Origin of the sequence: Senegalia massiliensis, assembly GCF_009911265.1 — a bacterium.
Taxonomy (GTDB): Bacteria; Bacillota; Clostridia; order Tissierellales; family SIT17; genus Anaeromonas; species Anaeromonas massiliensis_A.
The window spans coordinates 153374-177773 of sequence record NZ_QXXA01000005.1 but is presented as its reverse complement, the minus strand read 5'-3'; the positions used below and the strand labels follow the sequence as shown (position 1 = coordinate 177773).

Annotated in this window: 21 protein-coding genes and 1 CRISPR repeat array (1 of these 22 only partly in view); of the genes, 18 read left to right on the top strand and 3 right to left on the bottom strand. The window is 26.8% G+C overall.

Translation table 11 applies throughout. The features are described 5' to 3' along the window. Window positions 1-41: 41 nt before the first annotated feature. Genes D3Z33_RS04990 through D3Z33_RS04980 form a run of 3 tightly spaced genes read left to right on the top strand, consistent with a single transcriptional unit; the run spans window position 42 to window position 4609 of the window. Window positions 42-932, top strand: a complete 891-nt coding sequence (locus D3Z33_RS04990; RefSeq protein ID WP_160196681.1) for an efflux RND transporter periplasmic adaptor subunit — start codon at window positions 42-44, stop codon at window positions 930-932. Beyond that, on the top strand, window positions 919-3993 hold the full coding sequence (locus D3Z33_RS04985) for an efflux RND transporter permease subunit (RefSeq protein ID WP_160196680.1): 3075 nt from the start codon (window positions 919-921) through the stop codon (window positions 3991-3993). Before D3Z33_RS04990 ends, D3Z33_RS04985 begins: the two co-directional genes overlap by 14 nt. A 37-nt stretch (window positions 3994-4030) precedes the next feature. Further along, a complete protein-coding gene (locus D3Z33_RS04980) occupies window positions 4031-4609 on the top strand; it encodes a TetR/AcrR family transcriptional regulator (RefSeq protein ID WP_160196679.1) in 579 nt (192 codons plus the stop codon). A gap of 20 nt (window positions 4610-4629) precedes the next feature. On the opposite strand, the gene D3Z33_RS04975 is transcribed toward D3Z33_RS04980, so the two are convergent. From D3Z33_RS04975 to D3Z33_RS04965, 3 genes are all read right to left on the bottom strand, one after another. Continuing rightward, window positions 4630-5664 carry a YeiH family protein gene (locus D3Z33_RS04975; RefSeq protein WP_160196678.1) on the bottom strand — a complete coding sequence of 345 codons (1035 nt, stop codon included), beginning with the start codon at window positions 5662-5664 and terminating at the stop codon, window positions 4630-4632. Window positions 5665-5760: 96 nt separating this feature from the next. Further along, entirely contained in the window at window positions 5761-6714 is a 954-nt protein-coding gene (locus D3Z33_RS04970; RefSeq protein ID WP_160196677.1) for a (4Fe-4S)-binding protein, read from the bottom strand. Window positions 6715-6736: 22 nt separating this feature from the next. Next, window positions 6737-8356 carry an FAD-dependent oxidoreductase gene (locus D3Z33_RS04965; protein WP_160196676.1) on the bottom strand — a complete coding sequence of 540 codons (1620 nt, stop codon included), beginning with the start codon at window positions 8354-8356 and terminating at the stop codon, window positions 6737-6739. A 157-nt stretch (window positions 8357-8513) separates the two neighbouring features. Here D3Z33_RS04965 and D3Z33_RS04960 point away from each other — a divergent pair, with 157 nt between their 5' ends. The 15 genes from D3Z33_RS04960 to cas2 all read left to right on the top strand — a co-directional run bounded on the left by D3Z33_RS04960 (window position 8514) and on the right by cas2 (window position 23043). Then, window positions 8514-9440 (top strand): LysR family transcriptional regulator, encoded by a 927-nt coding sequence (locus tag D3Z33_RS04960; protein WP_160196675.1) that lies wholly within the window; start codon window positions 8514-8516, stop codon window positions 9438-9440. Between the two features lie 65 nt (window positions 9441-9505). Further along, a complete protein-coding gene (locus D3Z33_RS04955; protein WP_160196674.1) occupies window positions 9506-10243 on the top strand; it encodes a glycerophosphodiester phosphodiesterase in 738 nt (245 codons plus the stop codon). Continuing rightward, window positions 10236-10901, top strand: coding sequence for a response regulator transcription factor (locus D3Z33_RS04950; RefSeq protein ID WP_160196673.1), 666 nt, complete (start codon window positions 10236-10238; stop codon window positions 10899-10901). Before D3Z33_RS04955 ends, D3Z33_RS04950 begins: the two co-directional genes overlap by 8 nt. Next, complete coding sequence (locus tag D3Z33_RS04945) at window positions 10901-12352, top strand: sensor histidine kinase (RefSeq protein ID WP_160196672.1); 1452 nt, start codon at window positions 10901-10903, stop codon at window positions 12350-12352. Before D3Z33_RS04950 ends, D3Z33_RS04945 begins: the two co-directional genes overlap by 1 nt. 41 nt (window positions 12353-12393) lie before the next feature. Then, window positions 12394-12777, top strand: a complete 384-nt coding sequence (locus tag D3Z33_RS04940) for a hotdog fold domain-containing protein (protein WP_160196671.1) — start codon at window positions 12394-12396, stop codon at window positions 12775-12777. Window positions 12778-12793: 16 nt separating this feature from the next. Continuing rightward, window positions 12794-13606 (top strand): 3-keto-5-aminohexanoate cleavage protein, encoded by an 813-nt coding sequence (locus tag D3Z33_RS04935; RefSeq protein WP_160196670.1) that lies wholly within the window; start codon window positions 12794-12796, stop codon window positions 13604-13606. A gap of 65 nt (window positions 13607-13671) precedes the next feature. Then, complete coding sequence (gene fsa / locus D3Z33_RS04930; RefSeq protein ID WP_160196669.1) at window positions 13672-14316, top strand: fructose-6-phosphate aldolase; 645 nt, start codon at window positions 13672-13674, stop codon at window positions 14314-14316. Between the two features lie 649 nt (window positions 14317-14965). After that, a complete protein-coding gene (gene cas6 / locus D3Z33_RS04925; protein ID WP_160196668.1) occupies window positions 14966-15694 on the top strand; it encodes a CRISPR-associated endoribonuclease Cas6 in 729 nt (242 codons plus the stop codon). Between the two features lie 12 nt (window positions 15695-15706). Further along, a complete protein-coding gene (gene cas8a1 / locus D3Z33_RS04920) occupies window positions 15707-17371 on the top strand; it encodes a type I-B CRISPR-associated protein Cas8b1/Cst1 (RefSeq protein WP_160196667.1) in 1665 nt (554 codons plus the stop codon). Further along, window positions 17361-18245 carry a type I-B CRISPR-associated protein Cas7/Cst2/DevR gene (gene cas7i, locus D3Z33_RS04915; RefSeq protein ID WP_160196666.1) on the top strand — a complete coding sequence of 295 codons (885 nt, stop codon included), beginning with the start codon at window positions 17361-17363 and terminating at the stop codon, window positions 18243-18245. Before cas8a1 ends, cas7i begins: the two co-directional genes overlap by 11 nt. Then, window positions 18232-18984: a type I-B CRISPR-associated protein Cas5b gene (gene cas5b / locus D3Z33_RS04910; protein ID WP_160196665.1), complete on the top strand. Its 753-nt coding sequence runs from the start codon at window positions 18232-18234 to the stop codon at window positions 18982-18984. Before cas7i ends, cas5b begins: the two co-directional genes overlap by 14 nt. A 14-nt stretch (window positions 18985-18998) precedes the next feature. Beyond that, entirely contained in the window at window positions 18999-21242 is a 2244-nt protein-coding gene (cas3, locus tag D3Z33_RS04905) for a CRISPR-associated helicase Cas3' (RefSeq protein WP_160196664.1), read from the top strand. A gap of 15 nt (window positions 21243-21257) precedes the next feature. Next, window positions 21258-21749: a CRISPR-associated protein Cas4 gene (cas4, locus tag D3Z33_RS04900; protein WP_160196663.1), complete on the top strand. Its 492-nt coding sequence runs from the start codon at window positions 21258-21260 to the stop codon at window positions 21747-21749. A 9-nt stretch (window positions 21750-21758) separates the two neighbouring features. After that, window positions 21759-22760: a type I-B CRISPR-associated endonuclease Cas1b gene (gene cas1b / locus D3Z33_RS04895; RefSeq protein WP_160196662.1), complete on the top strand. Its 1002-nt coding sequence runs from the start codon at window positions 21759-21761 to the stop codon at window positions 22758-22760. Between the two features lie 4 nt (window positions 22761-22764). Next, entirely contained in the window at window positions 22765-23043 is a 279-nt protein-coding gene (gene cas2 / locus D3Z33_RS04890; RefSeq protein ID WP_160196661.1) for a CRISPR-associated endonuclease Cas2, read from the top strand. Between the two features lie 185 nt (window positions 23044-23228). Beyond that, a CRISPR array of direct repeats spans window positions 23229-24400; the repeat unit is 30 nt; unit sequence CTTATAATAGAAACAGATTGTAATGTAAAT (it continues 930 nt past the right edge of the window).

Sequence of the window (24400 nt, the reverse complement as noted above, 5' to 3'; positions counted from 1 at the left end):
GACTGGTCAGTCTTGAAGTAAAAATTATTGGAGGTTAAAATATGAAGAAGAAATTAGCTATATTTTTAATAGCAATATTACTTTTAGGAGTAGTTTCTGCATGTAGCAATAAAGATACACAAGATGAAACTACAGAGGAAGAAAAGGTAGCTGTTGAAATAGAAGAAGTAGAAAAAGACACTCTTTCAAACTCATTAACATTAGGTGGAAGAGCTATTATGCAAGCAGAAATGATGATAACAGCAGATTCATCATTAAAAGTAGAAGATATCAAAAAAGGTCTTGGAAAAAAGGTAGAAAAAGACGATGTATTATTCACATTAAAAGATGGAGAAGAAATAAGAGAGATAAAATCTCCTTTAGAAGGTATCGTATCGACTATAAATATGAAAGAAAGTGAATATGTACCTTTAACTAAACCTGCTATGGTAATAGTTGACAAAAATGCACCTATGACTATTTCTATGAATGTAAGTGAAAATGTAATAGGAGAATTATTTATAGGAAAAGAAGCTTGGGTAGGTATAGATTCAATAGATGAACAAGGATTAAATGGAAAAATAGTAAGTATATCTCCTACAGTAGATCCAAAAACAGGATTATATACTGTAAATATCTTATTAGATGAAGAAAATAGAAATATAAAGCCGGGAATGGCTACAACTATTGAAATAGATACTAATGTAGTAAAAAATGCATTAAAGGTTAGAAGTGAATCAATATTAAATATTGGTGAAAAAAATATAGTATATATAGTAAAAGATAATAAGGCTATAGAAAAACAAGTTAAAGTAGGATTAGATACAGGTGATTTTACAGAAATAAAATCAGGATTAAATGAAGGAGATAAAGTTATAGTTAAGGGCCAGAACTATATAGAAGATAAGAGTGAAGTTGAAGTTGTAAGAGGTGAAAAAGATGAATCTAACTAAACTTTCAGTTAAAAGGCCAGTTACTATTGTAATGGTGACATTAATTGTGGTACTTTTAGGTGTAGTATCTCTTACAAGGCTTCCTATAGATTTATTACCACAATTTAGTCTTCCTATAGCAATAGTTCAGACTCAATATAATGGAGTAGGGCCACAAGAAATTGAAAATCTAGTTACAAAACCATTGGAGCAATCTATAGGTACTGTATCAAATATTGAAAATGTTTCTAGTATATCCTCAGAGGGAAGTTCTGTGATAATCGCAGAATTTAATTTTGGTACAGATATGGATTTTGCATCTCTTGAAATGAGAGAAAAAGTAGATATGATAAAAGGATTTTTACCAGAAGGCGCAAATGATCCTATGGTACTTAAAATAGATCCGAATGCAATGCCTGTAATGGAAGCATCATTATCAGGTAGTGATGACCTTTCAAGTTTACAAAGATTTGCAGAAGATGAATTATCACCTAGATTAGAAAGACTTGAAGGGGTTGCTTCAGTTAATATAAATGGAGGATATCAAAAAGAAATAAGTGTAAAAGCAGATTTACATCTATTACAAAATTATGGAATTTCAATGGATACATTATCTCAAATCATAGGGGCTCAAAATATGAGTCTTCCTGGTGGAACAGTTGAAAAAGGAATACAAAATTTAACTATACGTACAACAGGTGAATTTAAAGATATAGAAGAAATAAGAAACTTACCTATTACACTTCCAACAGGAGGTACAATACCATTATCTGATGTAGCAGAAGTAAATTTAGAAAATAAAGAAGTAAAAAGTATATCAAAGATAAACGGTAAACCTAGTATAAGCATATCAGTTCAAAAACAATCAGGAACTAATACTGTAAGTGTATCTTCTAGAATTAATGATGAACTTGAGAAAATACAAGAAGAATTTCCTACAAGAGATATAAAAGTAGTAATAGATCAAGCTGATTTCATAAATCTATCAATAAATACAGTATTAAAATCAGGTGCGCTTGGTGCAGTTCTTGCTATGATAATATTATTCTTGTTTTTAAGAAATATAAGAACAACTTTAATAGTAGGAACAGCTATACCAGTATCAATAATAGCAACATTTTCATTAATATATTTTAATGGAATAACATTAAACCTTATGACACTTGGTGGTCTTGCACTTGGTATAGGTATGCTCGTAGATAACTCTATAGTGGTGCTTGAAAATATATATAGGTATAGAAGAGATGGTTATAGTAAATCTGAATCTGCAGTGAAAGGGACAAAAGAAGTTGCTATGGCAGTTACAGCATCAACTCTTACAACTGTAGCAGTATTTTTACCAATAGTATTTGTAGAAGGGATTACATCTACAATATTTAAGGAACTTGCACTAACAGTTACATTTTCACTTTTAGCATCTTTAGCAGTATCACTTACGCTTGTACCAATGTTATCTTCACAAATATTAAATGTAGATATTAATAATGAAGAAAAATCTAAAAGAAAGTCATTTATATTACATTCTTTTGATAAAGGATTTGCAAAATTAGAAAGTATATATAAGAGAGTACTTAGTTGGAGTTTAGGACATAGAAAATCTACTATAATTATAGCTTTATTAGTATTTTCACTAAGTATAGCATCTCTAATACCTGTAGGAGCTGAATTTATACCAGCTACAGATGAAGGACAATTTACAGTATCAGTTAATTTACCTGTAGGTTCAGAATTAGATAGAACAAGAGAAGTAGTAGAAGATGTAGAAAATAGATTAGAAGATATGGATATAATTGATACAGTGTTTACTACAATAGGATCTGGAGGAGCATTTTCTATGGGTGGTAGTACTGAAAATCAAGCTACAATAACAGGAGTACTCAAAAAAGAAAGAGAAGAATCCACTTTTAATGTGGCAGAAAATATAAGAGAAAAATTAAGTAATATAGCTGGTGCAGATATAAACGTAGATGTAACAAGTAATGCTATGGGACCAGCAAGTATGGGTGGAGCTCCAGTAAGTATAGAAATAAAAGGTCAAGATTTAGATAGATTAGAAGATATTTCAGAAGACTTCGTATCAATAATAGAAAGTGTAGAAGGAACAAGAGAAGTAAGTTCAAATATAGGAGAAGGTATACCAGAAGTAGAGGTTGATATAGATAGTTTAAAAGCAAGTAATTATGGACTTACTACAGCTCAAATAGGTAATGCAGTAAAAAGTGTAGTATCTGGTACAACAGCAAGTAGATATACTACAGAAGGTAATGAAATAGATATAGTATTAAAAGGAAATGATCTATATTCAGAAAATCTAGAAAACCTAAAAAATCTTCCTATAAATACTCCTATGGGATCACAAATATCACTTGAAAAAGTAGCAGATGTAAAAATTGTTAATGGTCCAATATCAATAAATAGAGATAGCCAATCTAGAATGGTTACAGTGAATAGTAAAATACAAGAAAGAGATTTAAGTAGTGTAATAACTGATATAGAAGAAAAATTAGAAGATTATGATTTAGAAAATGGATATAGCTATGAAATAGCAGGAGAAAATGAACAATTAGAAGAAGCATTTGGTGATTTAGGGCTTGCACTAGTTTTAGCAATAATTCTTGTATATATGATTCTTGCATCACAATTTGAATCATTACTTCACCCATTTACAATAATGTTTACAGTTCCACTTTCAATAGCAGGTGGAGCATTAGGACTTTTTATAACAAACAGAACAGTAAATGTAACTTCATTAATAGGGGCTATAATGCTTATAGGTATAGTAGTTAATAATGCCATAGTGCTTATAGATTATATAAATACAAGAAGAAAAAATGGAGAAGAGAGAAATTTAGCTATAAAAAATGCAGGGCCTATAAGACTTAGACCAATACTTATGACAACACTTACAACAGTATTAGGACTTTTACCTATAGCAATAGGACTTGGAGAAGGTTCTGAAATACAAGCACCAATGGCAACAGTAGTAATAGGAGGATTATTGCTATCTACAATATTAACTCTGGTACTTATACCAGTAATGTATACAGTGTTTGATGATATATCACTTAAATTTAAAAAATAAGGTATGGATAATATAAACAAAAGTTGTAGGTGATAAAATGTATGTAAAACAAGAAAAAGAAAAAGATATTATAAAAGCTGCAGCAAAAGTTTTTTCTGAAAATGGATTTCATAAAGCAAAAATGCAGACTATAGCAGATACTGCAAATGTAGGTAAAGGTACAATATATGAATATTTCAAAAGTAAAAATCATCTATTTGAAGAGATGATAAAGTATTTCATAATAAGTTATATAGATTCATTACAAGACTTAATAGATAAATCAACAAATTTTCAAGAAACCTTAGTTGAAATAGCTAGTTTTCATGGAAGATTCATAAGAATGCATATAGATATGTGGAATAATCTTATGAGTAATTCAGTAGATTTATCAGAAAATATGACAAAAGAGATATGTAGTATAAAAGAGTACCTTTTAAATACAGTTTCAAAATTAATAAAGAAATATAAAGATAAAGGTGAAATAAGAGATAATATAGATGAAAAAGTATTTGTAATGAGCCTTTTTGGAACATTAAACTTTTTTTATGCAGAAGGTATAGGAGTGGAAAAAAGAGAATTAGAAAATATTGACCCTAAACCTGTTATAAATATGTTAATTAATGGAATAAAATAAGACCCAACAGGGTCTTATTTTTATCCTATAAAATCAGAGAATATTGTTATGAATAATAAGGAAGATATAGCAACAGCACCCCAAGTTAAGCCACCAAGTATTATTGGTTTTGTACCTTTAGTAAATAATTCTTTAAATTGAATCTTAAATCCAACTCCTACAAGTGCTGCTGTTATAAGAAACTTATAACTAGTTTTAAAGAATACAGCTGAATTAGGTATTATATTAAATACACCTATTGTGTTTAATATAGCCATTCCTAAAAATATACCTATAAACCAAGGAAAAACTTTCATAACTGTTTTACATATAGATAGATTTTCTTCAGCTGACTTATTTAGTTTTGATTCATTTCTTACTGTTATAAAAGTTGCAGCAATAGATACTAGTATCAACATAGTAGTCCTTGCAAGTTTTACTGTTATTGCAAGAGTAGAATCACCATTAGTTAATGTATTATAAGTAGCTTCAGCTGCAGCAACACTTGAAGTATCATTTATTGCAGTACCTGCAAGAATACCAAATTGATTTACAGTAAGGCCTATAGCTTCAGCTAAATAAGGGTATATTAATGCTGCAAAAATATCAAATAAAAATATGGCAGTCATAGCATAAGCAATTTCTTCTTCTTTTGCTTTTATAATAGAAGCAAGAGTGGCAATAGCAGTACCTCCACATATGCAACTTCCACCACCTACTAAAGTACATGTATTAGGAGTTAGGTTTAATTTTTTACCTACAAAATATGCAACACTAAAAGCAAGTATTATATTAAATATTATAAGAGGCATTGCCATAGCTCCATATCCTAATATTTGAGAAAAATTAAGAGTAGCACCTGCTAAAATAATACCCCATTTAAGAAATTTTTTGCCTGCAAAACTAGTTCCAGCCTTAAATTCTTTATCAATATTAGGCATAATATTTAATATAATCATGCCAATAAATAAACCAATCATAGGAGCTCCAATTATATTTTGTAATTTGCCAAGATAAGTTGAGATTACTGCAATGGATATACAAGTGATAATTGCTAGATTTTTTTTATTATTCATAGGAACCTCTCCTTTATTATTTGTTAAATTTTGAACAATCAATATTAAAAATTTTATTTAGGAGAAAGTAATTTTACTTTCTCCTAAATAAATATATTAGCAAGTAGCTCCACCTACTAAATGAAGATCACTATTTAATACTTCATCTTTTCTTTCAAATAAATCATTGCTTAATAATTGATTTTCTATATTTTGAAGCCCTATTCTTTGTACCATTTGAGCCACTCTTTCTCCTGTAATTCCTTGTTCTCTATATAATAAAATCATTTTCTCAATTATTTCAAAAACCTCTTCTTCTGTTTCAAATATCTTACTTAGAGCAACTCCTGGGTTCATTATTTTACCCCATCTACCACCAATATAAATTTTGTAGCCTATTTTTCCATCTTCTATAGCATCAAAATGACAAGTACCTATACAACGCCCACAATTATTACATATTTCATTATCAATTTGAAGTATTCCATCAACAATCTTTGTAGCATCTACTGGACAAGAGTTTTCAACCCCACAAACCCTGCATCCAACACATAAATCTTCATCATAATTAGGAATTAATTGACCTACAATACCTAAATCATTTAAACTTGGTTTCATACAGTTGTTAGGACAACCTCCTACACCAATTTTAAATTTATGTGGTAATTTAACATCATTATAACCTTTATAAAATTTGTTATGAATTTTCTCAGAAATTTCAAAAGTATCAATTAATCCATATTGACAGGTAGTACCTTTACATGAAACTACAGGACGTACCTTTGACCCTGTTCCACCAGTTTCAAGACCTTCTTTTCCAATATAATCTCTAAAATCTTGAATTTTATCATATGGAATACCAGGACATTCTATAGTAAGTCTTGAAGTAAATGCCACCTCACCATTACCAAATTTTTCAGCAGCTTCTGAAATACATTTATTTTGAGCTGAAGTTATCTTTCCATTAGTAGTTATAATCCTAGCTGAAAAATTGTCAGTTCCCTTGTTAATAAGAAAACCTACTCCTTTTACCTTTTTCATATTTTCTGCACTAATTGTTAAACTTGCCATAATTTTTTACCCCCTTATATTTTTATAATTTATTGAAAATAGTTCCACCTTCAAGTACTGAAGTGTTTTTATATCCAAAATGCTTTAATCTATTTTGTAGCATATATGCTCTTTTACCTTTATTACAAACTAATAAAATATTATCATCTTTATCAAAACCATCTATTTCACCTTCTACACTACTAAGATCAACATATTTAGCATCCTTTAAAGTAGGTACTAGACATACATCAAGAACTTTATAATTCTTTGTTTTACCTAAAGAATATTCATTTGGAGTTATAGTGTTAAATTCATTATTTATCTTATTTAATAAAACATTTACAGTATGGCTAAAAGGATGGATTGCTGTTGAAAATGGTGGAGCATAAGCTAAATCCATTTGTGAAATTGTTTCTAAATTAGCTCCTAAAGTTATAGCTGTTACTCCAATATCAATCATCTTATCTACATTTCCAGATCCTAGTACTTGAAGTCCTAATAATTTTTTATTATTTTTTTCAGCTATCATTTTAACTAAAAATGGAGAAGAATCTGGATAATAATGAGCTTTATCGTCTACCACTGTCACTACGCTTATAGGATCATATCCTAATTTATTTGCTTCCTGTTCAGTAAGTCCAGTTCTACCAATATTTAGATTTGGTAATTTTGCAACAGCAGTACCTAAAACACCACCATATTTTATATTTTCTCCATTAATATTTTTAGCAAGTATTCTACCTGAAATATTAGCAGTAGAACCCATAGGAGACCAAGCAGGTTTATCTGTAATTTTATTAGTAACAGTTGCACAATCACCAAGTGCATAAATATCTTCATATTTTGTTCTGAAATACTCATCTACTTTTATAGTTTTATTAGGCATAAGTTCAATATCAGTATCTGACAAAAATTCAGTATTAGCTTTAATTCCTATAGAAAGTACTACAGCATCTGTTTTCATTGCTCTTTTATCTGTTTTAATTTTTTCTACTTTTCCTTCACCTATTGTTTTTTCAAGTTTAGTATTAGTAAAAGTCATAATTCTATATTCAGCTAAGTTATCTAAAATATATTCACTAAATTCTTTGGAGAATCCAGGAGGTACTGTATCAGCCATATCAATAACAGTAGTTCTAATACCTAAATCATTTAAGTTTTCTGCTACTTCAAGACCAATAAAACCTCCACCAATTATGCTAACTCTTTTATAATTTTTATTTTTAATAGCTGATTTTAATTTTATAGCATCTTCAGGAGTTCTCATAAAAAACACCCCATCTAAATCTATACCTTCTATAGGAGGTTTAATAGGACTTGCTCCTGTTGCAATAACTAATTTGTCATAGTTATATCTCAAAGTATCATTTGTATTTAAATCTAATACTTCTACATAGTGTTCATTTGGAACTACCTTTGTAACTCTTTTTTCTGTAAATACATTTGCTCCAGTTAATTTGGAAAAGCTTTCAGGAGTATTTACAATTAAATCTTCTCGATGCTCAATAACATTACCAACATAATAAGGTAATCCACAACCTGCATAAGAGATGTCCTTTCCTTCTGTGAGTATTGTAACTTCATCATCTCTATTTTCTCTTTTAAGTTTTGCAGCAACTTTTGTACCAGCGGCTACACCACCAATAATAAGTACTTTCAATATCTCACCCCTTAGTTTTATTTTTAACGATGTCTCTATATTAATAATATATCACTTGCTGTACTATAAAGATAATGATAAAATATTATCATAGTTATAGAGAAAACCTATTAATTATTTAACAATGTTTAAATCATGGTGTTAGGGGGATAAATCAATGACAATAAGGCATCTTAAAATATTTATAGAAGTAGTAGAAACTGGCAAAATGAGTGTTGCAGCAAATAATCTTTTTTTAGCTCAACCTACAATTAGTCAAGTAATAAAAGAATTAGAAGAACATTATGATGCTCTATTATTTGAAAGATTAAATAGAAAGTTATATATTACAGAAGAAGGCAAAAAACTACTTTCTTATGCTAGAAAATTAGTAAAAGAATTTGATAAATTAGAAGAAAATATGTCTTTACATGATGGTGGAACTAAAATAAATATAGGTGCTACAATAACTATAGGGAATTCAATACTTTCTGAAATAATAAATAATATAAAAAATGAAGATAAAAAAATTCATACATATACCTATGTAAATAATACTTCAATTATAGAAGATAAACTGGTAAATTCTGAATTAGATATAGCTATAGTAGAGGGAGAAATACAGAACCCTAATTTAATAACAATTGATGGGATTAATGATTATTTAATACTTACATGTAGTAAAAATCATAAGCTGGCTAATAGAAAAAAAATTAAATTAGAAGAACTAAAAGATATGGATTTTGTAATGAGAGAAAAGGGTAGTGGAACTAGAAAAACATTTGAAGACTATATGAATGCTCATAATATTGATATAAATACAGTATGGGAATGTGGTTGTCCAGGAGCTATGAAAGATGCAGTCCTAAATAATAACTGTATGGCAGTATTATCAGCTAGATTAGTAGAAGATGAAATGAAAAATGGTGAAATAAAAATGATAGAAAATAGAGAATTTATATGGGAAAGAAATTTTAGCATAGTATATCATAAAGATAAAATAATAGATGAAAAGTTAAAAACTATTATAAAAGTAATAAAAGATTATAGAAAAATAGATATATTCAAGAATTCTCAATCTGAAAAACAAATAAAATCACTATAAATCACAGACTTTTCTGTGGTTTTTTTCATATTATAGTATAATAAAAGAAAGAAATGAGGGATATTATGTTACCAATAATATATGCACATAGAGGTGCAAAGGCATATGCACCTGAAAATACAATGGCAGCATTTAAATTAGCTATAGATATGGAATCAGAAGGAATAGAAACAGATGTACACTTATCAAAAGATGGTTATTTAGTACTCATACATGATGAAAAAGTAAATAGAACTACTAATGGTAAAGGCTATATAAAAGATATGACATTAGAAGAAATAAAAAGATTAGATGCAGGAGTGAAATTTATTGAGAAGTTTAAAGGAGAAAAAATTCCTACATTAGAAGAATTAATTTGTCTTATAAAAAATACTGATATAATATTAAATATAGAAATAAAGAACAATATCATTAACTATCCAGGTATAGAAGAAAAGGTAGTAAAATTGATTAAAAAATATGGAATAGAAAAAAGAGTAATAGTATCATCATTTAATCACAATACCATATATAAAATTAAAGATATAGATGAAAATATAAAAACAGGAATACTATATAGTAGAAATATAAAAAGACCTATAAGGTTTGCAAAAAATATAAAAGCAGATGCACTTCATCCAAAATTTAAAAGAGTAAGTATAAAACTTATGCTAAAAGCAAAGCTTACATCCTTAGAGGTAAATACATTCACTATAAATACAGAAAAATACTTTGAAAAATGTTTCAAATATAGAGTAAATGGCATAATAACAGATTATCCAGATAAAGCAATAGCTTTTAAAAAGAGGTGGATTAATGGCTAAAATTTTAATTGCAGAAGATGAAATGAGGATAAGAAAGCTTATAGTAGATTATTTACAGAATGAAAACTATAGTGTAATTGAAGCGGAAAATGGTGAAAAAGCTCTTCAAGAATTTTATCTAAATGGTGATATAGATTTAGTAATACTAGATATAATGATGCCTAAAAAAACAGGACTTGAAGTCTTAAAAGAAATAAGAAAAGAGTCAAATATACCAGTTCTTATACTAACAGCACTTGGTAGTACAGAAGATGAAATAAGAGGGTTAGAATTAGGTGCAGATGATTATATAACTAAGCCATTTAAATACAAGATATTTATAGCAAGGATAAAAGCAGCACTTAGAAGAGTACAAAAAACAGAAGATAAATATAATTTAGAAGGCTTAGAGATAGATAAAAACAAAAGAGAAGTGAAGTTAAATGGAGAAGTCTTGCAATTAAGTCCAAGAGAATATGATTTACTTTTATATCTAATAGAAAATAGAAACATTGCACTTAAAAGAGATAATATATTAGATGCAGTTTGGGGATATGATTTCTATGGAGATCCTAGAACAATAGATACACATATAAAATTATTACGCTCAAAGCTTGAAAGTGTAGGAGATAAAATAAAAACAGTAAGAGCTGTTGGATATAGATTTGAGGTAGAATAATGAAAAATTCCATAAGATACAAATTGTTTGGAGTATTCTTAGTAATACTTACACTATTTATAGTAATATTTTTGATAAGTTCATTTTTTTTAGACGATATTTTTATATTTGAAAATAAAAGAATAATGAAAAATGCATATAATCGATTTGATACAACACTTCAAAATAGAAATATAACTGAAAATGATTTGATAGAATTAGTAGAAACCATAGGTGGAAATATTACAATATTAAGTCCAAACTTAAACCTACAAATAACTACATCTAGATATGAAGAAAATGATCTTTCAAATATAGATATTTTAGAACAAATAGAATATTTAAGATTAAAAAAAGGAAAGAATTTTACTTCAGTTGTATCAGAAAATATAAATAACAATGATAAAAGTATGTTTTTCATAGGTGAATTGTCAAGTGGAGGATTTTTCATAGGTCAAAAAGCAATAAAAGAAATAGAAAAAAGTGCTCAAATAGCAAGGCTTTTTTTAGTAATAGCAAGTATAGGAACTCTTTTAATAGGTACAGCTATAGTATACTTTTTATCTCAAAAACTTACAAAACCAATAATGGAGATAAATAATGTAGCAGGAGAAATATCAAAATTAAACTTTAATAAAAAAGTAGAAGTGAAAAGTGATGATGAGATAGGTATATTAGGAACAAATATAAATCATATATCAAAAAAACTAAATACAGTATTAACAGAACTCACATTAGCAAACTCTAAGCTTAGAGAAGATATAGAAAAGGAAAAAGAATTAGAAAAAATGCGTAGAAAGTTTGTATCAAATGTATCTCATGAACTTAAAACTCCAATCAGTATGATAGCTGGATATATAGAAGGATTAAAATATAATATAGCAAAAACTAAAGAAGATAAAGAATATTATTATGACGTAATAATAGATGAAACAGATAAAATGAACAATTTAATAAATGATCTTCTTACATTATCATCATATGAATCAGGAAATTTTTCTATAAACAAAGAAAATATAGATATATCTAATTTGTTAAAAAATATAATAGATAAATATAGAAGAAATATTGAAGAAAAGAATTTAGATTTAATTATAGATATACCAGAACGATTAATAATAAGTGCTGATAGTTTAAGAATAGAACAGATAATAACTAACTTTATGAATAATGCATTGAAATATGGAAAAGAAGGAGGAAATATAAAAATAACTTTAGAAGATTTAACTGATAAAATAAAATTATCTTTCTATAATTCTGGAGATAAAATAGATGAAAAAGAATTAGAAAATATATGGACTAGTTTTTATAAAGCAGATTTGGATAAAAAACACATTAATTCAGGTACTGGACTAGGCCTTGCTATAGTAAGGGCCATAGTAGAACTTCATGGAGGAAGCTATGGGGCTATAAATAAAAAAGATGGAGTAAAATTTTTTGTGGCTTTACCAAAACAGACTTATCTAGTATAATAGAGTTGATGTGAAAAAAACAACAAGGGAGAGTGTTTTAAATGAAAAAAGCAGTAATTAGAATGAGAATGAGTATGCACGATGCTCACTATGGAGGAAATTTAGTGGATGGTGCAAAAATGCTTCAGCTATTTGGGGACGTAGCAACGGAGCTTTTAATCAGAAATGATGGAGATGAAGGGCTTTTCGTAGCTTACAATGATGTAAACTTCACTGCTCCAGTATATGCAGGAGATTATATAGAAGCAGAAGGAGAAATAGTAAGCGCAGGAAATACATCAAGAAAAATGAAATTTGAAGCAAGAAAAGTAATAGTTCCAAGAGCAGATATAAATGACTCAGCATGTGATGTATTAGATGAGCCAGTTGTAGTATGTAAAGCAGAAGGAACATGTGTAGTTCCAAAAGACAAACAAAGAAAATAATCTGGAGGGATAAAAAATGGAAAAATTAATAATAACAGCAGCACTTACAGGTGCAGAAACAACAAGAGATCTTCAACCAAACTTACCATTAACACCAGATGAATTAGCAGAAGCTGCATATGAATGCTATAAAGCTGGTGCATCAATAGTTCATGTACATGCAAGAGATAAAGATGGTAATCCAACACAAGACTATGAAGTATATAAAGAAATAAAAGAAAAAATAGAAGCTAAATGTAACATAATATTCCAACCATCAACAGGTGGAGCAGTTCATCATTCACCAGAAGAACGTTTACAACCAGTGGAATTATCACCAGAAATGGCTACACTTAGTACAGGAACTTGTAATTTTGGTCCAGATGTATTCATGAATACACAAGAGTATATGGATAAATTTGCATCTATGATGAAAGAAAAAGGTGTAAAACCAGAAGTAGAAGTATTTGAACGTGGTATGATAAACAATGCAATGAGATTAGTTAAAAAAGGCTTAGTAGAAGAACCTTTACATTTTGATTTTGTAATGGGTGTTCCTGGAGCAATAACAGGAGAATTAAGAGATTTAATATATATGAAAGAAAGCATACCAGAAAATGCAACTTGGACAGTAGCAGGTATAGGAAGATACGAATTACCATTAGGTGTTGCAGCAATAACACTTGGTGGACATGTTAGAGTAGGTTTTGAAGATAATATATATTATAACAAAGGTGAAATAGCAGAATCAAATGCACAATTAGTAGAAAGAATAGCAAGAGTTTCACGTGAACTAGGTAGAGAAGTAGCTACTCCTGATGAAGCAAGAAAAATATTAAATCTAAAATAATTGTGAATTAAGTCCATATTCTTGGTATAATATAAATAAGCAGGCAAAAAAGAGAGGAGAATTGGATGAAATTATTTATAGATACAGCAAATACAGATGAAATAAGAGAAGTAAATGACTGGGGAGTAATATGTGGAGTTACTACAAATCCATCACTAGTAGCAAAATCAGGAAGAGATTTCAAAGAAGTATTATCAGAAATTACTGATATAGTAGATGGACCAATAAGTGCAGAAGTTTTAAGCCTTAAAGCAGATGAAATGATAGCAGAAGGTGAAGAACTTGCAAAGATAAATCCAAATATAGTTATAAAAATACCTATGACTAAAGAAGGAATGAAAGCAGTAAAAGTTCTTTCAAATAAAGGAATAGACACAAATGTAACTCTTATATTCTCAGCAAATCAAGCACTTCTTGCAGCAAGAGCAGGTGCAACATATGTATCACCTTTTATAGGTAGAATGGATGATATAGGTAACACAGGATATGATATAATAGCTGATATTGTACAAGTATTTGATATTCATGGAATAGATACAGAAATTATATCAGCAAGTATTCGTCATCCTATGCATGTACTTGAAAGTGCAAAACTTGGAGCACATATAGCAACAATACCATATAAAGTATATGAACAAATGCTAAAACACCCACTTACAGACATAGGAATTGATAAATTTCTAAGTGATTGGGAAGAAGCAAATAAATAAGTATGTTAAATAAAGGATCTCTAAAGAGGTCCTTTTTTTGTTACTTAAAATAACAGGAACAAAAGTTCGTAAAATATGTTATAATATAGATAAATAGGGTAAATTTATCTTAATTGAACCGTAATAATTGTTGTATTTAAATTTTAATTACAATTTCTGAGAAGGCTCTACAGGATTAGTCGAACCGTTACATTTGTGTTGTAATCATTGTGTTTAAACTTTTAAAATATAAAGAAGGCTAGAAATACAGTATTTTATGAAGGGCAATTGTCATGTCCTAAAGCTAGGTGTCACATTATTATATTGGAAAAAAGGTATAATTATCTAGTGACCTTTAAATTGTATTTATGTAAGCTTGAAAATTAGAATGTTAAACATGAGGATTTGAAATAGAGTCTTATAACTATTTTATTAGAACAAAATATAAAAATAACTAAATTAAAATATGTACTTTCAACAATGCCTTAAATTTTTCTGAAAGTATATATTTTAATTTTCGAAAGATTAGTAAAATAAGAAGGTATTTTGTAAAATATGTAGAATCTATAAATTAAAAGGTAAATATAGTTAAAAAGCAGTCCGTATTATTGGACATAAAAATTGATATAATTTAGTTATAATAAGAGTCAAATTAAAAGGGAGTGTGAAGATGAGATTTACAGTAGAATTGGAGTTAGAAAAAGATAGGATATCTAAAGATAAAAATAGGATTATTTTATCTTTATTTAAAAAAGCTTTTAGTTTTTATGATAAAAAATATTATAAGGAACTTTATGAGAGTAAAGAAAATAAAATGAAAGACTTTACTTTTTCTCTTTATATGGGTAGTTGTACTTTTTTGAGAGAAGAAATATTAATTCCAGAAAAGAAAATATCACTAAACTTTTCTACCTATAACAATAAAGATGGAATAATGTTTTATAATTCTTTTTTAGCTCTTAAAAGTAAAAAAATAAACATACAGAATAATACTATTACAGTAAAAAGAATCAATATGGTAAGAGAGAAATATATAACTAGTAATGAAGTAATATTTAAAACACTTAGTCCCATAGTAGTAAGAGAGCATTATGGAGATAATTCTAAAACTTGGTTTCATTCATTAAAAGATAAAAAAGGACAAGAAGTATTTAAAAATAATCTAAAATATCAATTAGAAAAAGAATTAGGAAAAGAAGCTTTAGTAGATATTAAAAATATTGAATTTACTCCTGCCAACACAATGAAAATGGTCAAAGTTAAGAATTACGGCATAGAAATTCACTCTAATATAGGTAAAATTAAAATTAAAGCAAAACCTTATATATTAGATTGTTTATATAAATCAGGAGCATCAAGCCTTAAATCTAGTGGTTTTGGCATGTTAGAAATAGTATAAGGGGGTGATGATTTGAGTGAGAAAATAAAAGTGGAAATGAATGACTGGTTATTTAATGCTGGCATTATTGGATTTGTAAATATACTAGAGCATTCGGGGGATAAAGTAGAAAAATATGATAATTATATAGAATTTAAAGAAGAGGTATTGGATGACTTTGAAGAGAAATATTTTAAGTATCTTATTGATACATATGAGAAACAATTATCATGGAATAAAATAGTGTCATATAGGCCTATTATAGAGCATTTCAAAGAAGAAGGACTTGATCAATTTAATAAAGATAATTTAGAAAGATTAAATAGTTATATAAAAGATGTAAAATATTATACAAAAAGTGCTAGTTATAAAGCTGCTTATAATTTAATTGAAAGTAACAAAAATGTAATTGAACTTTCTAAAAGTTTAAAAACTATAAAAGTAAGAAAGAAAGATACAATTGAAAGTGTATTAGAAAAAGTGAATTATAGTCATCAAATACTAGAAGAAATTATAGATTATATGGACAATCCTTCACATAAAAAATATTTAGCTGGAAAAAATGTGATTTATACTATTGTTAAAAACTCTTGGAATGGAATTAGTTTTTTAAATCCTCAAACTAAAGAAAAAAATATATATATAGATTTTAAAGAATATTTTGTAAAACCTACTACAGAATATATTGAAATCGATAAATCTAAATACAAATATAATTGTTTTAATTGTGATAATCAAATCAAGGACTTAAAAAATCATTATGGTTTTCTAAATAATATAGGTTTTGATGTAGACAAGAAAGCTTCGCATGTATGGAAGTTCAACAATGATGCTGCAATGTGTCCTATATGTAAATTAATTTATTCTTGTACACCAGCAGGTATAATGTATGTATACAATAGAGGGATTTTTATAAATGATAATATTAATATTGCCTCATTAATAAACACAAATAATAAGATAAAATATGAAATTAATAATGAAGAAAAAATTTCTAGTGGTTCTACTTATAAAGCACTTATGAACTCTTTAGCCCAAAAATATAATAATAAGATAAAATATGAAATCTCTGACATACAAGTAATTAGATATGAAGATGAAAATTATAGATTTAATATATTATCAAAACAAATGCTTAATATATTAAATAATACAAGTGAAGATTTAAGTAAATTAATAAACTCAGGATATAAAGAGATTAATACTTATTTTAATATTTATGAATTAGTTATAGACAGATTATTTAATAATCAAAATCTATTTACATTAGTTCATAAACTCTTAATATTTAAATTATCAAGTCCCAATAATTGTAGATTTAATAATTTACATATAAAAAGAGTGTTAAATATAAATAAAAAATTTATGGAGGGGATGGGATTTATGAATGTTAAAGAAAAAGATATTATAAAAAGTGCAAGTGGTTCAGGATATTATTTAAGAGAAAAATATAGACAAAAAGGGGCAGTTGATAAATTAAGTGGTATTTCATATAGACTACTTAATGCTATTAAAACTAATAATAAAGATATGTTTATGGATACATTATTAAATTGTTATTTATATGCACAGAAATCTGTACCTAAAATATTTTTAGATGCATTAAAGGATGAAGAAAATTTTAAAAATATTGGTTACGCTTTTGTTACTGGTTTGATAGAAGGAAAAGAAAATGGAGGAGATAATAATGCAAAGTAATATGAAACCAAAGGGTTTAACTTTAACTATGATCTTTGAAGCTGAAAGTGCAAATTATGGTGAATCTGTAGGAAATGTGGCATCGCTTAAAAAAATTTCTAGGAATAAAGGAGAACAATATACTTACATTTCTAGACAAGCTATAAGATACAATATTGTAGAGCAATTAGGAGAAGACTTAGCAGAAGTAAAGGCAGAAGGTAGTGGTGATAAAAAGGTTATACAATTTGATCCTAAATCTACTATTAAAGATTATCCTGAAATAGACTTTTTTGGATATATGAAAACAGAAAAAGGTAATCAAAGTAAAATACGCACTGCAAAAGTAAGGTTATCTAATGCTATTTCTTTAGAGCCTTTTAAAGGTGATTTAGATTTTTTAACTAATAAAGGATTAGCAGATAGATTAAATGAAAATATGAATATAGCTCAATCGGAAATTCATCATTCATATTATAAATATACTTTAACTGTTGATTTAGAACAGATAGGAGTAGATGAGAAAGAAGATATTAATATAGATGATAGTGAAAAATCAAGAAGAGTTGGTAAGTTATTAGATACTGTGGCTATGTTATATAGAGATATTAGAGGTAGAAGAGAAGATTTGAAACCTATATTTGCTGTAGGTGGAGTATATGATGTAAAAAATCCTATTTTTCATAATGTAATTGATGTAAATAAAAACAAAGTAATAGTTAGTCAAATAAAGGGAATTTTATTTGATAATATAAAGAATGATACTAAGATTGGATTAATTGAAGGTAAATTTGATAATGATGAACAAATAAAAGAAGAATTAAATACTGTTATAATGCCAGAGTTATTTAGATATTTAAAAGATAAAGTGAATGAGTATTATGAAAGCAATTAGATTAAAGTTATATCAAAATATGGTAAATTACAAAAAACCTACAAGCTTTCAATTAAAGGAAACATATCCATTGCCACCGTACTCTACAGTAATAGGAATGATTCACAATTTATGTGGATTTGAAGAGTATAAGGAAATGAATGTAAGTATTCAGGGTAAATATTTTTCAAAAGTAAATGATTTATATACCAGATATGAATTTAAGAATGGCATGAAATACCAAGAAAAAAGGCATCAACTAAAGGTATCGGGTTATGGCGTGGGACGAGGAGTGTCTACTGCTGAACTTTTGGTAGATGTAAAACTATTAATACACATTATACCTAAAGATGAAAGATATATAGATTATATATATAATTCCTTAGAAACTCCCAGAGAATATCCTTCTTTAGGAAGAAGAGAAGATTTAGCTATTATCAATGAAGTTAAAATAGTTGAATTAGCAGAAAAAGAATTAGAACAAGATATAATTTTACCAGAAAACAATGTAGCTTATATACCTTCGTCAATGTATGAAGATGAAAATATTGTTATTGGTGGAACAAATAATAGTATAAATAGTGGTACCAAATATAAAATTAATAAAAATTATGAACTAATAAATCATGGAAGTAAAAAAAATCCTAAAGTATTTAGAAAGTGGAATAAGATAGATGTTATTTACTCTTCTAGAATAATAGCTCCTGAATGGGAAACTGTACTAGTAGATGAAGATAATAATATAGTTTTTTCAGCATAAAGAAAGGTGAAAATATGAATAATTATTTAGCAAAATCAAAACCTAAAGAAACTATTCAAGAGCATACTGATAATTTAATTAAAAATTATAATATACTAAAATCAATATATCCTAGTTTAGAGATAAACTGGGATATATTATATGAAGTATGCTTATTACATGATTTAGGAAAAATGAATTTTAAATTTCAAGATAAAATTGAAAATGGTACTAGGCATAAGAATGAAATACCTCATGGAATACTTAGTTTAGCATTTATTGATGCAAGATATTTAATAAAAGAAAAAGGATATTCAAAAGATGATATAAAGTTAATGGCTCATTCTATTGCTTATCATCATGAGAGAGATTTAAAATATACTGAAGAAGAACTAAAAAAAGAAGTAGAATTATTAAAAGAAGAAGTAAAAAAATTTAAATATGATAAGTTAGAACATATTAATGTTAGAGAATTAAGCAAAAGATTTTTTAGGAAAAATTATATAAAAGAAGAGGAAGATGAAACTCTCTTTTATGAATATTTACTTATTAAAGGTCTATTGAACAGAATAGATTATGCAGCTAGTGGTTATATTCCAGTAGAAAACAAAAATGATTTTTTATTAGGAAATCTAGATAAGCTTATGGATACCTGGCAAAAAGAAGATAAACATGCAGGATGGAATGATTTACAGAAACATATGCTAGAAAATAGTAATAAAAATATCATTTCTATAGCTGAAACTGGAATGGGAAAAACTGAAGCAGGATTATTATGGATAGGAAATAATAAAGGATTCTTTACTTTACCTTTAAAAACAGCTATAAATGCTATGTATAATCGCATAACAAAAGATATAATTTTTGATAATTATGAAAAAAAAGTAGGGATGCTCCATTCTGATACTTACCATAAGTATTTAGACAAAAGAGATGAATATAAAGATATAGATGAATATTATACTAAAACAAGACAATTATCACTACCTTTGACAATCTGTACGATAGATCAAATATTTGATTTTACATTTAGATATAGGGGGTTTGAACCAAAACTTGCAACTCTCTCTTATTCAAAAATTGTAATAGATGAAATTCAAATGTATTCTCCAGATTTAGTAGCATATTTAATAGTAGGATTGAAATATATAACTGAAGTTGGAGGAAAGTTTGCAATACTCACAGCAACACTTCCAGATATAGTAGTAGATTTACTTAAAGAAGAGAATATAGAATTTATGGAGCCTAAAACATTTACTAAGAAGAATAGAGTAAGACACAGTTTGAAGATTATAAATAAAAAAATAGATTCAAAATATATAAAAGAATTATATGATAAAAATAAAGTATTAGTAATATGCAATACAGTAAAAGAAGCGCAAAGAGTATATAAGGAATTAAAAAAAGATGATGTAGAAAATATCAATTTATTTCATAGTAATTTCATAAAAAAAGATAGAAAATCAAAAGAAGATAATATCTTAAAGGTTGGAGATAAGAATTCTGATGAATATGGCATATGGGTAACTACTCAGGTAGTAGAAGCTTCTCTAGATATTGATTTTGATATTTTAGTAACTGAGTTATCTGATTTGAATGGCTTATTTCAAAGAATGGGTAGATGTTATAGGAATAGAAGTTTTGACAAAGAAGGATATAATTGTTTTGTTTTTGACGCAGGAGAAAAGAAAAATACTGGAGTTGGCAACTTTATTGATGAAAATATATATAATTTATCAAAAAAAGCCTTACAATTATTTGATGGCACTATAAGAGAAGAAGAAAAAATGAATTTAATAAAAGAAATATATAATACAGAAAAATTAAAAGATACTGAGTATTATAAAGAAATAAAAGAAAATATAAATTATATTAGAATGATAGACAGTTTTGAAAAAAGTAAAAGTGAAGTGAAAAAGATTTTTAGGAATATAAATAGTGTAACTGTAATTCCTAAAGATGTTTATGAAAGCAATAAAAAAGAAATTGAAAGATATAAAACAACCATTAATTTCAAATATGATAAAAATTTAAGCGATGAAGAAATAAAAAAATATAAAATTCAAAAAAGAATTGCAAGAAATAAATTACAAGATTATACTGCTAGTATTCCATATCATAGAATCATTAGAAATATAGAGGAATATTTAGAAATAAATAGATATGAAAAAATCCCCATATTTGATTGTAAATATAGCTACGAACATGGAATTGAATATATAAAAAAGGATAAATCTGAAAATGGAATAGAAAATGAAATAGAAAATCGCTTTTTTTAACTAGGATGTGATAACTTGAAAAATGTTACTGGTGTAATTTTTTACTATTATTTTATATGTAAGAGAAAGCTGTGGTATTTCAGTAAAGATTTAAATATGGAAAAGGGCAATGAACTAGTTGAAATAGGTAAATTAATAGATGAAAATTCATACAAAAGAGAAAAGAAAAATATTTTAATAGATGAAAATATTAATATTGATTTTATAAAAGATTGGAAAGTGATACATGAAGTCAAGAAATCAAGAAAAATTGAAGATGCAGCTATATGGCAGCTCAAATATTATATGTATTTATTAAAAGAAAAAGGTGTAGATATTGAAAAAGGCATATTAGATTATCCATTACTTAGAAGGCGCAATGAAATATATTTAACTGAAGATGATAAATATACTATAAATAATATAATTGAAAAGATAGATAAAATACAAAACTTACATGTTCCACCAGCAGTAATAGATGCCCCAATATGTAAAAAATGTGCTTATTATGAACTTTGTTATATTTAGGAGGAGATTATGGGAGAAACTTTTTATATATTTAATAATGGCAGGCTTAAAAGAAAAGATAATAATATAATAGTTACAACTCCAGATGGAAGATCTAAAAATTTAAAATCAGAAGTGACTGATGAAATATACATATTTGGAGAATTAGATATGAATACAAAATTATTAAATTTCACATCACAACAAAATATAATTATTCATTTATTTAACTACTACGGTTTTTATAGTGGGAGTTTTTATCCCAGAGAAACTAAAATAAGTGGATATTTATTAGTAAATCAAGTTAAACATTATGAAAATCTAGATTTAAGAATAGAACTTGCAAAAGAATTTTTATTATCTGCTTCACATAATATTTATAGAAATTTACGATACTATAATGGAAGAAACGGAAAAAATGTAGACTTAGAAAAGTCTATGAAAGAAATTCAAAGTTTAAGAAATAAAATGAAAGATGCTGAAGATATCAACCAATTAATGGGTATAGAAGGTAATATAAGAAAGATATATTATTCTAGATGGAATGATATAGTAAATCAAGATATTAACTTTAATAAAAGAGTCAAAAGACCACCTGACAATATGATAAATTCTCTAATATCATTTATAAATAGCTTAGTTTATACAACTGTTTTATCAGAGATTTATAAAACACAGTTGAATCCAACTATAAGCTATATTCATCAGCCAGGAACAAAGAGATTTTCATTATGTTTAGATATTGCAGAAATTTTTAAGCCTTTGATAGGAGAAAGAATGATATTTTCTTTATTAAATAAAAATCAAATTACAGAGGACGATTTTGAAATAAACTCTAATTATTTATATTTAAAAGAAACAGGTAAAAAGAAAATACTTATGGAATATGATAAGAGACTTATGAGAACAATTAAGCATAAGGATTTAAATAGAACAGTATCATATAGGCATCTTATTAGGCTTGAGTGCTATAAAATTATAAAACATATCAGTGAAGAAAAGAGATATGAAGGATTTAAAATATGGTGGTGATTTAATGTATATAGTTTTAATGTATGATATAATGTCAGATGAAAAAGGAGCGAAAGTTCATAGAAATGTATTTAAAATATCTAAAAGATATTTAACTCATATTCAAATGTCTGTCTTTGAAGGCAATTTATCAGAGTTAAAATTATTTCAATTAAAACAGGAATTAAATGAACATATAAGAAGAGATAAAGATTCATTAATCATTTTTAAAAGTAGAGAAGAAAGATGGCTTACTAAAGAATTTTTAGGAATAGAAGATGATAAGACTTCTAATTTTTTTTAATTCTATCTTTGTCGACCTATAGTAGTGTAAAAATCATGGGAGATAGACAAATTTGAGTAATTGAATATAAAATTTAAATATAAGCTATAAAATAATAAAAACATTAATATGAAATTTAAAAATAAGTAGTCAGAGACAATAATACAACATCAAAGCTAGTAGAATCAATGGCTACAATGAAACGCCTTATAATAGAAACAGATTGTAATGTAAATATGGTATTGGCTTGCACCTTCTACCCCAATATCACCACTTATAATAGAAACAGATTGTAATGTAAATACAATTGAGCTAGTTGTTCACAATGGTAATAAATATGCTTATAATAGAAACAGATTGTAATGTAAATCTTGCAGTATTACACTCATTATATTTATCTGAATTATTTCTTATAATAGAAACAGATTGTAATGTAAATAAGTATCTTATAGAAGAATATAAAATAAAAGAATAAAACTTATAATAGAAACAGATTGTAATGTAAATAAATCAATGAAGGAAATTTCTGTTTATGATGATTGTACTTATAATAGAAACAGATTGTAATGTAAATATTCCCCAGTTAAAGCAAGCTCTTTTAAAGCTATCTGCTTATAATAGAAACAGATTGTAATGTAAATTCTAATAATACGGCTGGCATTTTTGTTTCTCTTGTTACTTATAATAGAAACAGATTGTAATGTAAATACTATCTTTTATTCTCTGTATCTCTAGTAAGTCTTTACTTATAATAGAAACAGATTGTAATGTAAATTGAAATTAGAAATAAGTTACCATTAAGATTTTTAGAACTTATAATAGAAACAGATTGTAATGTAAATGACGAAGAAGAAAGAATTTATTACAATGTTGCCTATCTTATAATAGAAACAGATTGTAATGTAAATTCTTTTTTCACCTCCTTAAAATAAATCTTCATTAAACTTATAATAGAAACAGATTGTAATGTAAATTTAACAGATTTAAAAAATACAATACATTTTAATTCACTTATAATAGAAACAGATTGTAATGTAAATTTATTAGGAAATTAGATGAACATATTAAAAATTTACACTTATAATAGAAACAGATTGTAATGTAAATATCTTTTAAGTAATCACTAAAAGACGAATATTTTACTTATAATAGAAACAGATTGTAATGTAAATCTTCTTCTCAATACTGCATGATTTCTCAACTTCTTCTTATAATAGAAACAGATTGTAATGTAAATGCACTAAGACCTTATTTTAACTTATTCAGATGGCATGGCTTATAATAGAAACAGATTGTAATGTAAATAAAGCACTAGTAGTGTCTAAAGTCTCCTGTAAGCTTACCTTATAATAGAAACAGATTGTAATGTAAATGAAAC

Coding starts and splice junctions, on each gene's coding strand:
- D3Z33_RS04990 (WP_160196681.1), top strand. CDS start 42: ATGAAGAAGAAATTAGCTATATTTTTAATAGCAATATTACTTTTAGGA.
- D3Z33_RS04985 (WP_160196680.1), top strand. CDS start 919: ATGAATCTAACTAAACTTTCAGTTAAAAGGCCAGTTACTATTGTAATG.
- D3Z33_RS04980 (WP_160196679.1), top strand. CDS start 4,031: ATGTATGTAAAACAAGAAAAAGAAAAAGATATTATAAAAGCTGCAGCA.
- D3Z33_RS04975 (WP_160196678.1), bottom strand. CDS start 5,664: ATGAATAATAAAAAAAATCTAGCAATTATCACTTGTATATCCATTGCA.
- D3Z33_RS04970 (WP_160196677.1), bottom strand. CDS start 6,714: ATGGCAAGTTTAACAATTAGTGCAGAAAATATGAAAAAGGTAAAAGGA.
- D3Z33_RS04960 (WP_160196675.1), top strand. CDS start 8,514: ATGACAATAAGGCATCTTAAAATATTTATAGAAGTAGTAGAAACTGGC.
- D3Z33_RS04955 (WP_160196674.1), top strand. CDS start 9,506: ATGTTACCAATAATATATGCACATAGAGGTGCAAAGGCATATGCACCT.
- D3Z33_RS04950 (WP_160196673.1), top strand. CDS start 10,236: ATGGCTAAAATTTTAATTGCAGAAGATGAAATGAGGATAAGAAAGCTT.
- D3Z33_RS04945 (WP_160196672.1), top strand. CDS start 10,901: ATGAAAAATTCCATAAGATACAAATTGTTTGGAGTATTCTTAGTAATA.
- D3Z33_RS04940 (WP_160196671.1), top strand. CDS start 12,394: ATGAAAAAAGCAGTAATTAGAATGAGAATGAGTATGCACGATGCTCAC.
- D3Z33_RS04935 (WP_160196670.1), top strand. CDS start 12,794: ATGGAAAAATTAATAATAACAGCAGCACTTACAGGTGCAGAAACAACA.
- fsa (WP_160196669.1), top strand. CDS start 13,672: ATGAAATTATTTATAGATACAGCAAATACAGATGAAATAAGAGAAGTA.
- cas6 (WP_160196668.1), top strand. CDS start 14,966: ATGAGATTTACAGTAGAATTGGAGTTAGAAAAAGATAGGATATCTAAA.
- cas7i (WP_160196666.1), top strand. CDS start 17,361: ATGCAAAGTAATATGAAACCAAAGGGTTTAACTTTAACTATGATCTTT.
- cas5b (WP_160196665.1), top strand. CDS start 18,232: ATGAAAGCAATTAGATTAAAGTTATATCAAAATATGGTAAATTACAAA.
- cas3 (WP_160196664.1), top strand. CDS start 18,999: ATGAATAATTATTTAGCAAAATCAAAACCTAAAGAAACTATTCAAGAG.
- cas1b (WP_160196662.1), top strand. CDS start 21,759: ATGGGAGAAACTTTTTATATATTTAATAATGGCAGGCTTAAAAGAAAA.
- cas2 (WP_160196661.1), top strand. CDS start 22,765: ATGTATATAGTTTTAATGTATGATATAATGTCAGATGAAAAAGGAGCG.